This window comes from Salinispora tropica CNB-440, from assembly GCF_000016425.1.
GTDB lineage: Bacteria > Actinomycetota > Actinomycetes > Mycobacteriales > Micromonosporaceae > Micromonospora > Micromonospora tropica.
In genome coordinates, this window is sequence record NC_009380.1 from 3,160,835 (window position 1) to 3,174,799 (window position 13,965).

The following is a 13,965-nucleotide window of genomic DNA, read 5'->3' on the forward strand; positions in this document are numbered from 1 at the left end:
CACCAAACTCGTTGCCAGCGGGACACGTTCCGGGGGAGCGCGGTGGCGGCTCAGGTCATCCCGAGTTCCTTGTCGATCAGGTTGAACACGTCGTCGGCGGAGGCCGTTTCGAGGCGGTCGACCAGGGTGGCGCCCGCGGTGGTGCTGAGGGTTTCGTTGAGCTTCGCCAGCAACGACTGGAGCCGGGCGGTCACCCGGTTCCGCTCGATCTCCTCCGGCGGGAGGCCGGCGACGGTGGCCTCGAGCCGGTCCAGCTCGGCGAGCAGGCCGCCGGCGGTGTCGCCGGTGTACCCGAGTTCGGCGCGGAGCTGGTCGGCGAGGGCGAGCGGGGTCGGGTGGTCGAAGACCAGGGTTGCGGAGAGCCGGAGGCCGGTGGCGGCGCTGAGCCGGTTGCGCAACTCCACGGCCGTCACCGAGTCCATGCCGAGGTCCTTGAAGGCGCGCCGCGGTTCCACCGAGTCCGCGTCGCCGTATCCCAGGACAGCGGCCACGTTTGTGCGGACCGTATCGAGCAGTAGGGCGCGCTGCTCGGCCTCGGGCAACGCGGCGAGCCGGTCGGCGAGGGCCGAGGACGACGGCGTGTCGGTGGATTCGGTGGCCTCGGGTGCGGCGTCGGGGAGCGCGGTGAGCAGCGGCCGTGGCCGGGCCAGGGTGTAGATCGGGGCGAACCGGGCCCAGTCGATGTCGGCGACGACGAGGTGACTCTCATCGTGGTCGAGGGCCTGCCCGAGCGCGTCGACAGCGAGTCGGGGGTCCATGACGCCGACACCAAGCCGGTCGAGGTGCGCGCCGACCTCGCCGCCGGCCATGCCGCCGCCCCAGCTGCCCCAGGCAACGGAGGTGGCGACCACGCCGCGGGTCCGCCGCCGATGGGCCAACGCGTCGAGGTACGCATTCGCGGTGGCGTAACCGGCCTGCCCGGCACTGCCCCACACCGCCGCCCCGGAGGAGAACAACACGAACGCCTCCAACGGCCGGTCGGCCAGCAACGCGTCCAGATGCACCGCACCCAACACCTTGGCCCGACACACATCAGCGAAGTCGTCGAGACCGGTCTCACCCAACGGCACCTCCGGACGCAACACCCCAGCAGCATGGAAAACCGCGGTCAGGTCATCACCCAGATCAGCCAGCAACGCAGCCACCGCATCACGATCAGCCACATCACAGACGACGACATCAACACCGCGGTGCCGGGCCACCAGGTCGGCCGCACCCGGAGCGTCCAATCCCCGCCGGCTGGCCAACACCACCCGATCCGCACCACCAGCGAGCAACCACTCCGTGACATGCTCACCAACACCACCAGTGCCACCAGTCACCAGAACAGTGCCGCTCGGTCGCCAGCGCCGTTCGGACGTGCCGACAGCCGGCCAACGGACCATCCGCCGGGCCAACACTCCGACCGTACGGACGGCAACCTGATCCTCACCCCCATCCGCAAGCACGTCGACGAACCGCTCAACATGAGCATCAGTCCAGTCCACAGGCAGATCAACCAAGCCACCCCACCAGTCGGGATAGTCAAGGGAAAGCACCGTACCCAAACCCCACAACGCACCCTGCGCGAGATCGATGACCGGCTCGAACCGATCAATCGCCACACCACCAGAGGTGACGCACCAGACTCGCCCCATACGGCCGGTGACAGCGAGCGCCTGAATCAGCCTCACCGTGTCGACAACACCAGCGGAGAGCCCGACACCAGTGTCGTCCCGACTGTCATCGAGGGCGAGCAGGGACACCACCCCCGCCGGAATGTCCCCAACCGGCAGATCAACACCAACAACCATGACCACCTCGGCACCACGCGCGGCCAGCCCCTCGATGACCGCCCGTACCCGCGCGTCGCCGGCCAACGTCACCGGGACCACGACCCACCAGGCACCGGACAGCTCCCCGCCAACGGGCAAATCCGTCGAGCGCCACACCACCCGATACCGCCAGCCGTCCACCGTGGCGGACGCGTTCTGCCGGGACCGCCAGGACGTCAGGCCGGGCAGCACCTCGCTGACGGTCTCGGCGTCGACGCCGAGACCATCGGCGAGGGCATCAACATCGGCGCGTTCGACGGCGTCCCAGAATCCGGCATCGGTTCCGGCGGCGGTCGGGGCGGCGACGGTCGGCTCGATCCAGTAGCGCTGGTGTTGGAAGGCGTAGGTGGGCAGCTCCGCCCGGCGGGTGCCCGGCAGGGCGGTGGTCCAGTCCACGTCGACGCCGCGCACGTGCAGCTCGGCCAGCGAGGTGAGCAACCGGTCCAGGCCGCCGTCGTCGCGTCGCAGGGTGCCGGTGACCACCACCGGGCGGTCCGTCGACTCCAGCGTCTCCTGCATCCCCATGCCGAGCACGGGATGCGGGCTGACCTCCACGTACGCGGTCCAGCCCTGTTCGGCGAGCGAACGGATCGCCGGGTCGAACCGGACAGTGTTCCGCAGGTTCTCGTACCAGTAGCGGGCGTCGAGGGTGGCCGTGTCGATCCAGTCGCCGGTAACGGTGGAGAGCATCCGGATCGTCCCGGTACGCGGGTTGATCGCGGCCAGGTCCTCCAGCAGCCGGTGTTCCAGCGCCTCCACCTGCGCCGAGTGGGAGGCGTAGTCGACGGCCACCTGCTTGACCCGCACCCCCTCCTCGGTGAGCGCGGCGACGAGGTCACGCAGCGCCTGCGGGGTGCCGGAGACCACGACCGAACCGGTGCCGTTGACCACGGCGAGGGAGATGTCACCCGCCCACCGGGCGATCCGTTCCTGCACCTGGTCAGCGGGCAGCCCAACGGAGACCATGCCGCCGTGACCCACCAGCTTCTCACCGATGGCACGGCTACGCAGGGTGACCACCCGCGCCCCGTCAGCGAGGGAGAGCGCCCCGGCCACGCAGGCGGCGGCGATCTCACCCTGCGAGTGACCGACCACGGCGTCCGGCTCGACGCCGTACGCGCGCCAGGTGGCGGCGAGGGAGACCAGCATCGCCCAGAGGGCGGGCTGGACGACGTCCACCCACTCCAGAGAGGTCGCCCCGGGTCCGCCGCGCACCACGTCGAGCAGGTCCCAGTCGACGTAGGCGCGCAGCTCGGCGGCGCAGCGCCGCATCCGCTCGGCGAAGACGGGCGAGGAGTCCAGCAGGGCGGCGGCCATGCCAACCCACTGGGCGCCCTGACCGGGGAAGACGAAGACGACCCGCCCGGCGGCGTCGGCGGTGCCGGTGACCGCGATCGGGGACGGCTGACCGGCGGCGACCGAGGCGAGTGCGGCGCGCAGTTGCGGCAGGTCCCCGCCGAGCGCAACAGCCCGGTGGTCGAGTCGGGCCCGGCCGGCCAGCGTACGGCCCACCGAGGCGAGGTCGGCCTGCTCGTGGTCCAGGTGGGACAGCAGTCGTTCGGCCTGGGCGCGCAGCGCCCGGTCGGTGTGCCCCGAGAGCACCCACGGCAGTTCCGTCGGGATGGCCGGCTGCTCGTCCTCCTCGGCCGGGGGCACCTCCTCCAACACGACGTGGGTGTTGGTGCCGCTGATACCGAAGGAGGAGACCGCGCAGCGGCGAGCCCGGGAGGTCTGCGGCCAGTCGACCGGCTCGGTGAGTAGTCGCACTGTCCCCGGAGACCAGTCGATCTCACCGCTGGGATGGTCGACGTGCAGGGTCTGGGGCAGCACGCCGTGTCGCATCGCCTGCACCATCTTGATCACCCCGCCGACTCCGGCGGCGGCCTGTGAGTGGCCGATGTTGGACTTGAGCGAGCCGACCCAGAGCGGACGGTCGACGGGGCGGTCCTTGCCGTAGGTGGCGAAGAGCGCCTGCGCCTCGATCGGGTCGCCGAGCCGGGTGCCCGTGCCGTGCGCCTCGACTGCGTCGATGTCCTGCGCAGCGAGCCGGGCGTTGGCCAGCGCGGCCCGGATGACCCGACGCTGGGAGGGGCCGTTGGGAGCGGTGAGGCCGTTGGACGCACCGTCCTGGTTGGTCGCGGAGCCCCGGATGACGGCGAGGACGGGGTGGCCGTTGCGGCGGGCGTCGGAGAGCCGTTCCAACACCACCACACCGGCGCCCTCGGCCCAGCCGGTGCCGTCGGCGGCGGCGGCGAACGACTTGCATCGGCCGTCGAAGGACAGCGCCCGCTGCCGGGAGAACTCGACGAAAGCGTCGGGGGTGCCGATCACGGTGACGCCACCGGCGACGGCGAGCGAGGACTCCCCGGACCGCAGCGACTGGCAGGCCGAATGCAGGGCGACCAGTGAGGACGAGCAGCCGGTGTCGACGCTGACCGCCGGGCCTTCCAGGCCGAGGGTGTAGGACAGCCGGCCGGAGACGATGCTGCCGGCGCCCCAGCTGTTCGGGTAGTCGTGGTAGACGACGCCGGCGAATACGGCGGTGGGGCTGCCCCTGAGCGCCAGTGGGTCGATACCGGCCCGCTCCAACGCCTCCCAGGACGTCTCCAGGAACAGCCGCTGCTGCGGGTCCATCTCGGCGGCCTCGCGGGGCGAGATACCGAAGAACGTCGGGTCGAAGTCGGCGGCGTCGTGGAGGAATCCGCCGTGCCGGGTGTAACTGGTGCCCGGGTGCTCCGGGTCCGGGTCGTAGAGCCGTTCGAGATCCCAGCCCCGGTCGGTGGGCATGCCGGAGATGGCGTCGGTGCCGGCCGCAACGAGGTCCCACAGCGCCTCGGGTGAGTCGACCCCGCCCGGATAGCGGCAGCCCATACCGACGATGGCGATGGGCTCGGCGGCGCGCTCCTCCATGTCGCGGAGCCGCTCGCTGGTCTCGTGCAGGTCGGCCGTTACCCGCCGCAGGTAGTCACGAAGCTTCTGTTCGTTGGACATCAGGAACCCATTCGTGGACGGGGCCGGCAGGGCGGACGGTTCATGAGGTGCCGAACTTGCTATCGATGAATTCGAAGAGGTCGTCGTCGGAGGCGGTGTCGAGGTCCTCGGTCACGCTGACGACCTCGGCCGGGCGTTGATCGGCGGTCCAGGTCGCGAGCAGGGCCTTGAGCCGCTCCCCCACCCCGGCACGGATGCTCTCGTCGAGAGCGGCCACCGCATCAGTGTCCAGCGTGGACAAGGTCGCCTGGAGCCGGTCGAGGTCGTTGAGCAGGGTGACGCCCCCCGCGTCGGCGGGCGCCAGCTCGGTGAGCAGGTGCCGGGCCAGTTCGATCGGGGTCGGGTGGTCGAAGACCAGCGTGGCGGGCAGCCGCAGCGCGGTCTCGGTGGCGAGCCGGTTGCGCAGCTCGACGGCGGTCAACGAGTCGAAGCCGGCTTCCTTGAACGCCCGCTCTGGCTCTACGTCGGCGTCGGAGGCGTACCCGAGGACGGCGGCGACCTGGTCGCGGACCAGTGCGAGGATGGTGTCCAGGCGGTCCGGTGTCGGCATCGCGGCGAGCTGTCCGGCGAGGTCGGCGGTGGCGGCGACCGGGGTGGCCGGTTCGCTCTCCGGGTGGGCGTCGGGGAGCGCGGTGAGCAGCGGCCGTGGCCGGGCCAGAGTGTAGATCGGGGCGAACCGGGCCCAGTCGATGTCGGCGACGACGAGGTGACTCTCATCGTGGTCGAGAGCCTGCCGTAGCGCCTGGACAGCGAGCCCGGGGTCCATCGGCGGGGTGCCCTGTCGGCGCAGGTGCGCGCCGACCTCGCCGCCGGCCATGCCGCCGCCGCCCCAGCTGCCCCAGGCAACGGAGGTGGCGACCACGCCGCGGGTCCGCCGCCGATGGGCCAACGCGTCGAGGTACGCATTCGCGGTGGCGTAACCGGCCTGCCCGGCACTGCCCCACACCGCCGCCCCGGAGGAGAACAACACGAACGCCTCCAACGGCCGGTCGGCCAGCAACGCGTCCAGATGCACCGCACCCAACACCTTGGCCCGACACACATCAGCGAAGTCGTCGAGACCGGTCTCACCCAACGGCACCTCCGGACGCAACACCCCAGCAGCATGGAAAACCGCGGTCAGGTCATCACCCAGATCAGCCAGCAACGCAGCCACCGCATCACGATCAGCCACATCACAGACGACGACATCAACACCGCGGTGCCGGGCCACCAGGTCGGCCGCACCCGGAGCGTCCAATCCCCGCCGGCTGGCCAACACCACCCGATCCGCACCACCAGCGAGCAACCACTCCGTGACATGCTCACCAACACCACCAGTGCCACCAGTCACCAGAACAGTGCCGCTCGGTCGCCAGCGCCGTTCGGACGTGCCGACAGCCGGCCAACGGACCATCCGCCGGGCCAACACTCCGACCGTACGGACGGCAACCTGATCCTCACCCCCATCCGCAAGCACGTCGACGAACCGCTCAACATGAGCATCAGTCCAGTCCACAGGCAGATCAACCAAGCCACCCCACCAGTCGGGATAGTCAAGGGAAAGCACCGTACCCAAACCCCACAACGCACCCTGCGCGAGATCGATGACCGGCTCGAACCGATCAATCGCCACACCACCAGAGGTGACGCACCAGACTCGCCCCATACGGCCGGTGACAGCGAGCGCCTGAATCAGCCTCACCGTGTCGACAACACCAGCGGAGAGCCCGACACCAGTGTCGTCCCGACTGTCATCGAGGGCGAGCAGGGACACCACCCCCGCCGGAATGTCCCCAACCGGCAGATCAACACCAACAACCATGACCACCTCGGCACCACGCGCGGCCAGCCCCTCGATGACCGCCCGTACCCGCGCGTCGCCGGCCAACGTCACCGGGACCACGACCCACCAGGCACCGGACAGCTCCCCGCCAACGGGCAAATCCGTCGAGCGCCACACCACCCGATACCGCCAGCCGTCGAGGGTGGAGGCATCCCGATGCCGTGAGCGCCAGGCGGCTAGGCCGGGCAGCACCTCGTCGACGACGTCGGGGGCGACGCCGAGACCATCGGCGAGGGCGTCAACATCGGCGCGTTCGACGGCGTCCCAGAACCCGCCGTCGGTGCCGTCGGTAGCGGTGCCGTCGGTAGCTGTGCCGTCGGTAGCTGTGCCGTCGGTAGCTGTGCCGTCGGTGCGGTCGGGCTCGATCCAGTAGTGCTGGTGTTGGAAGGCATACGTCGGCAAATCAACCTGCCGCCCACCCGGATGCACCGCAGCCCAATCCAGATCAACACCAGCAGCCCACACCCGCCCCATCCCCGCCGCAAACGCCCGCACCTGATCACCACCACGCCGCTGCAACCCCACCACCACCGCCGCCTCCGGCACACACTCCGCCACCAACCCCGTCAACACACTGTCCGGACCAACCTCCACAAACCGCGTCACCCCACGCTCCACCAACGTCGCCACCGCATCCGCAAACCGCACCGTCCCCCGCACCTGCCCCTGCCAATACCCCACCGACCCCAACACCTCATCCGTCACCACCTCACCCGTAACCGTCGACACCACCGCCACACCCCCCACACGCCCCCGCACCCCACCCACAACCCGCCCAAAATCCGCCACCATCGGATCCATCAACCGCGAATGAAACGCATGCGACACCCGCAACCGCCGCGTCCACACCCCCAACGACCCCTCCAACCCCGCAATCTCCTCCTCCGTCCCCGACACCACCACCGACCGAGGACCATTCACCGCCGCCACATCCACACCACCAAGCTCCAACTCCCCCACCGACCCACCCACCGCCAACATCGCCCCACCCGGCAACCCCTCCATCAACCCACCCCGAGCCGCCACCACCCGACACGCATCCTCCAACGACCACACCCCAGACACATACGCCGCCACCAACTCACCAACCGAATGACCCACCACAAAATCCGGCACCAAACCCCACGACTCCGCCAACCGAAACAACGCCACCTCCACCGCAAACAACGCCGGCTGCGCCCACCCCGTCCGATCAAGAACACCACCACCATCAACAAACATCACCTCCCGCAAATCACCCCCCAACAACGGCCCAAACACCCCACACACCTCCGCCAACGCCCCCGCAAACACCGGAAACGCCCCCGCCAACTCCCGACCCATCCCCACCCACTGCGCACCCTGACCCGAAAACAAAACAGCAGTACGACCCGAACTCACCCGCCCCGACACACCACCACCAGCAGCCACCACCTCCAAACCAGCAGAAAGCTCCGACACCTCCCGACCCACCGCCACACCCCGAAACTCCAACCCCGCCCGACCCACACCCAACGACAACCCCACATCCACCGCACGCACACCAACCCCACCACAAAACCCCGCCACACGACCCGCCTGACCAGCAAGCCCCTCCAACGAACGCCCCGACACAGGCCACAACACCACCGGCGGATCCACCACCTCCACCAACCCCACCGACTCCTCGTCACCAACCAACGGAGCCTGCTCCAACACCACATGAGCATTGGTCCCACTGATACCAAACGACGACACCCCAGCCCGACGCGGCCGATCCACCGCCGGCCACTCGACCGACTCGGTCAGCAGCCGAACATCCCCGGCCGACCAATCGACCTGCCGCGACGGCGTCTCGACGTGCAGGGTGCGCGGCAACACCCCATGCCGCATCGCCATCACCATCTTGATCACACCAGCCACACCCGCCGCCGCCTGCGTGTGCCCAATATTCGACTTCACCGAACCCAACCACAACGGCCGATCCCGATCCCGCCCATACGTCGCCACAATCGCCTGCGCCTCAATCGGATCACCCAACGTCGTACCCGTACCATGCGCCTCCACCACATCCACATCAGAGACAGAAAGCCGAGCATTCGCCAACGCGGCACGAATCACCCGCTGCTGCGCCGGCCCATTCGGAGCCGTCAAACCATTCGACGCACCGTCCTGATTCACCGCCGAACCCCGCACCACCCCATACACCCGATGACCATTCCGGCGAGCATCCGACAACCGCTCCAACACCAACACACCAACACCCTCGGACCAGCCGGTGCCGTCGGCGTCGTCGGAGAACGACTTGCAGCGGCCGTCCGGGGCGAGTCCCCGTTGCCGGCTGAACGCCACGAACGGGGTGGGGTTCGACATCACCAGCACCCCGCTGGCGATGGCGGTGGCGCACTCCCCGGCGCGCAACGCCTGGCTGGCCAGGTGCAGAGCGACCAGGGACGAGGAGCAGGCGGTGTCGATCGTCATCGACGGCCCCTCGAAACCGAAGGCGTACGACAACCGGCCGGAAATCACCGACGCGGAAGTGCCGGTGCTCAGATACGCCTCCGATTCGGCGGGGGCGAGGCCGAGCAGGTCACCGTAGTCCTGGGCACCGGAGCCGACGAAAACGCCGACCGAACTGCCGCGCAACGCCTCGGGGTTCAACCCGGCGCGCTCACACGCCTCCCAGGTGACTTCGAGCATCAGCCGCTGCTGCGGGTCCATGGCGATCGCCTCGCGGGGCGAGATACCGAAGAACTCGGCGTCGAACTTGGCGGCGTCGTAGACAAAACCGCCGGAGCGCACGTAGCTGGTGCCCGGCTGGTCCGGGTCGGCGTCGAAGAGCGCGTCGGCGTCCCAGCCCCGGTCGACGGGGAACGCGCTGATGGCGTCGGTGCCAGTGGCGACGAGTTGCCACAGGTCTTCCGGGGACCGGACTCCGCCCGGGTAGCGGCAGCCCATGCCGATGATGGCGATCGGCTCGTCCGGGGCGAACCCGGCAGTGGTCGATGTGACGGTGGGTGCGGCGGCGGTGCCGACGAGTTCGTCGTACAGGTGGCGGGCCAACACGGCGGGGGTCGGGTGGTCGTAGACCATGGTGGCGGGCAGGCGCAGCCCGACCGCCTCGCCAACTGCGTTGCGCAGCTCGACCGCGGTCAGCGAGTCGAAGCCGAGTTCCCGGAACGGCCGTTGGACGTCAACGGTGGTAGAGGCGTCGTACCCGAGGACGACCGCCACGTGGGTCCGGACGGTGTCCAGCAGATACGGCAGCCGGTCGGCGTCGGGCAGGTCGGCCAGCACGGAGGTCTCACGCGGCGGGGCCGGCGCGGTGGCGACCACGCTCGGGTTGGCCTCGGGGAGCGCGGCGAGCAGCGGCCGTGGCCGGGCCAGGGTGTAGATCGGGGCGAACCGGGCCCAGTCGATGTCGGCGACGACGAGGTGACTCTCATCGTGGTCGAGGACCTGCTGCAACGCCCCGAGGGCGAGGCGCGGCTCCATCGGCGGAGTGCCCTGGCGCAGCAGCTGTTCGGTGGCCTGGTCGTCGACCATGCCACCGCCACCCCAGGTCCCCCAGGCGATGGAGGTCGCGGTACGGCCCTGGCGGCGGCGCTGGTGGGCGAGGGCGTCGAGCCAGGCGTTGCCAGTGCCGTATGCGGCCTGTCCGGCGCTGCCCCAGACGGCCGCGCCGGAGGCGAAGAGGACGAACGCGTCGAGCGGCCGGTCAGCGAGCAACGCGTCGAGGTGGGTCGCGCCGAGCACCTTGGCTCGGCACACGTCGGCGAAGGCGTCGAGGTCGGTCTCGTCGAGCGGGGCGGCGTCGCGCAACACCCCGGCGGCGTGGAAGACGGCAGTCAGGTCGTCGCCGATCCCGTCGAGAAGCGTGGCGACCGCATCGCGGTCGGTCACGTCGCAGGCGACGACCTGAACGGCGGGCAGGCGGGCGGCGAGGTCGGCGGCACCGAGGGCGGCCGGGCCGCGCCGGCTGGCCAGGACGACCCGGTCAGCGCCCTGGTCGAGGAGCCATTCGCTGAGGTGCGTGCCGATGCCACCGGTGCCGCCGGTGACCAGGACGGTGCCGGTGGGTCGCCACCGCCGGTCAGGTGTGCCGCTGACGGGCCAGTGGACCATCCGTCGAGCCAGCACCCCACCGTTACGCAGGGCGACCTGGTCCTCGCCGCCGTCGGTGAGCACGTCGACGAGCCGGTCGAGGATGTCGGGCGTCCAGTCGGCGGGCACATCGGCCAGGCCGCCCCACCAGCCCGGGTAGTCGAGGGACAACACGGTGCCGAGCCCCCAGAGCCCGGCCTGCGCGGCGTGCGGCAGGTCCTCGTACGGGTCGACGGCGACGGCACCGGTGGTGAGGCACCAGAGCCGACCGGTGAAGTCGGCGGCGGCGAGGGCGTGCACCAGGCGTACGGTGCCGGTGACTCCGGCGGAGAGGCCGGCGTTGAGGGTGTCCGAAGTGTCGTCGAGGCCGAGCAGCGACACGACTCCGGCGGGGGTGTCGCGGTCGTGTGGCGCGGCGTCGGTGAGCCGGACGACGGTCGCGCCGCGTGCGGTGAGCGCATCGGCCACCGCGGCAGCCCGGGGATCGTCGGTGAGTGCGCTTGGTGTGACAACCCACCAGTCGCCGGTCAGGTGCCGCCCGGTGGGCACGTTGGTGGCCCGCCACATCACCCGGTACCGCCAGCCGGCGGTGGACACGTCCTTGTCGGCTCCGGTGTCGTGCAGCCAGTAGTGCTGGTGTTGGAAGGCATACGTCGGCAGATCAACCTGCCGCCCACCCGGATGCACCGCAGCCCAATCCAGATCAACACCAGCAGCCCACACCCGCCCCATCCCCGCCGCAAACGCCCGCACCTGATCACCACCACGCCGCTGCAACCCCACCACCACCGCCGCCTCCGGCACACACTCCGCCACCAACCCCGTCAACACACTGTCCGGACCAACCTCCACAAACCGCGTCACCCCACGCTCCACCAACGTCGCCACCGCATCCGCAAACCGCACCGTCCCCCGCACCTGCCCCTGCCAATACCCCACCGACCCCAACACCTCATCCGTCACCACCTCACCCGTAACCGTCGACACCACCGCCACACCCCCCACACGCCCCCGCACCCCACCCACAACCCGCCCAAAATCCGCCACCATCGGATCCATCAACCGCGAATGAAACGCATGCGACACCCGCAACCGCCGCGTCCACACCCCCAACGACCCCTCCAACCCCGCAATCTCCTCCTCCGTCCCCGACACCACCACCGACCGAGGACCATTCACCGCCGCCACATCCACACCACCAAGCTCCAACTCCCCCACCGACCCACCCACCGCCAACATCGCCCCACCCGGCAACCCCTCCATCAACCCACCCCGAGCCGCCACCACCCGACACGCATCCTCCAACGACCACACCCCAGACACATACGCCGCCACCAACTCACCAACCGAATGACCCACCACAAAATCCGGCACCAAACCCCACGACTCCGCCAACCGAAACAACGCCACCTCCACCGCAAACAACGCCGGCTGCGCCCACCCCGTCCGATCAAGAACACCACCACCATCAACAAACATCACCTCCCGCAAATCACCCCCCAACAACGGCCCAAACACCCCACACACCTCCGCCAACGCCCCCGCAAACACCGGAAAAGCCCCCGCCAACTCCCGACCCATCCCCACCCACTGCGCACCCTGACCCGAAAACAAAACAGCAGTACGACCCGAACTCACCCGCCCCGACACACCACCACCAGCAGCCACCACCTCCAAACCAGCAGAAAGCTCCGACACCTCCCGACCCACCGCCACACCCCGAAACTCCAACCCCGCCCGACCCACACCCAACGACAACCCCACATCCACCGCACGCACACCAACCCCACCACAAAACCCCGCCACACGACCCGCCTGACCAGCAAGCCCCTCCAACGAACGCCCCGACACAGGCCAGAGGGTGACCGGTGGGGTCGGTCCCGTCGCAGAGTCCTCGACGGGTGCCTGGTCCTCGACGGGTGATGCCTGCTCGATGATGAGGTGCACGTTGGTACCGCTAATGCCGAACGACGACACCCCAGCCCGACGCGGCCGATCCACCGCCGGCCACTCGACCGACTCGGTCAGCAGCCGAACATCCCCGGCCGACCAATCGACCTGCCGCGACGGCGTCTCGACGTGCAGGGTGCGCGGCAACACCCCATGCCGCATCGCCATCACCATCTTGATCACACCAGCCACACCCGCCGCCGCCTGGGCATGCCCAATATTCGACTTCACCGAACCCAACCACAACGGCCGATCCCGATCCCGCCCATACGTCGCCACAATCGCCTGCGCCTCAATCGGATCACCCAACGTCGTACCCGTACCATGCGCCTCCACCACATCCACATCAGAGACAGAAAGCCGAGCATTCGCCAACGCGGCACGAATCACCCGCTGCTGCGCCGGCCCATTCGGAGCCGTCAAACCATTCGACGCACCGTCCTGATTCACCGCCGAACCCCGCACCACCCCATACACCCGATGACCATTCCGGCGAGCATCCGACAACCGCTCCAACACCAACACACCAACACCCTCGGACCAGGCTGCGCCGTCGGCGCCGTCGCCGAAGGACCGACACCGGCCGTCCGGGGACAGCGCGCGCTGCCGGCTGAACTCGACGAAGAGCTGTGGGGTGGCCATCACCGCGACGCCACCGGCCAGCGCCAGGCCACACTCCTCCCTGCGCAGCGACTGGCAGGCCAGGTGCACCGCGACCGACGACGACGAGCACGCGGTGTCCACGGTGATCGCCGGCCCCTCCAGACCCAGCACGTACGCGACCCGGCCGGAGACGAGGCTGCCGGAGGTGGTGCTGTCGACGTAGTCGTGGTGCATCATGCCGACGAAGACGCCGGTGGTGCTGCCCTTCAAGCCGACCGGGTCGATGCCACCGTGCTCGAACGCCTCCCAGGATGCTTCCAACACCAGCCGCTGCTGCGGGTCCGTCTCCACCGCCTCCCGTGGGCTCATCCCGAAGAAGCCCGGGTCGAAGTCGGCGGCGTCGTAGAGGAAGCCGCCGTGCCGGGTGTAGCTCTTGCCGGGCTTGCCGGGTTCCGGGTCATAGACGCCGTAGACGTCCCAACCCCGGTCGGTCGGAAAGTCGGAGATCGCGTCGGTGCCGTCGAGGACGAGCTGCCACAGGTCCTCCGGCGACCGGACACCCCCGGGGTAGCGGCAGCCCATGCCGACGATCGCGATCGGCTCCTGGTCCCGGTCCTCCACCTCACGCAGTCGCCGGTTGGCCTGTTGCAGTTCGGCCGTAGCGCGCTTGAGAAAGGTCCGGAGCTTGTCGTCGTTCGCCATCGTTCACACCAATCTTCC

General features: G+C 69.5%; 2 protein-coding genes. Both read right to left on the bottom strand.

Features of this window, described 5'->3' with window-relative positions:
• Positions 1 to 50: 50 nt before the first annotated feature.
• Positions 51 to 4,835: a type I polyketide synthase gene (locus STROP_RS13955; protein WP_148217348.1), complete on the bottom strand. Its 4,785-nt coding sequence runs from the start codon at positions 4,833 to 4,835 to the stop codon at positions 51 to 53.
• Between the two features lie 10 nt (positions 4,836 to 4,845).
• Complete coding sequence (locus tag STROP_RS25750; protein WP_012014003.1) at positions 4,846 to 13,947, bottom strand: type I polyketide synthase; 9,102 nt, start codon at positions 13,945 to 13,947, stop codon at positions 4,846 to 4,848.
• Positions 13,948 to 13,965: the final 18 nt, after the last annotated feature.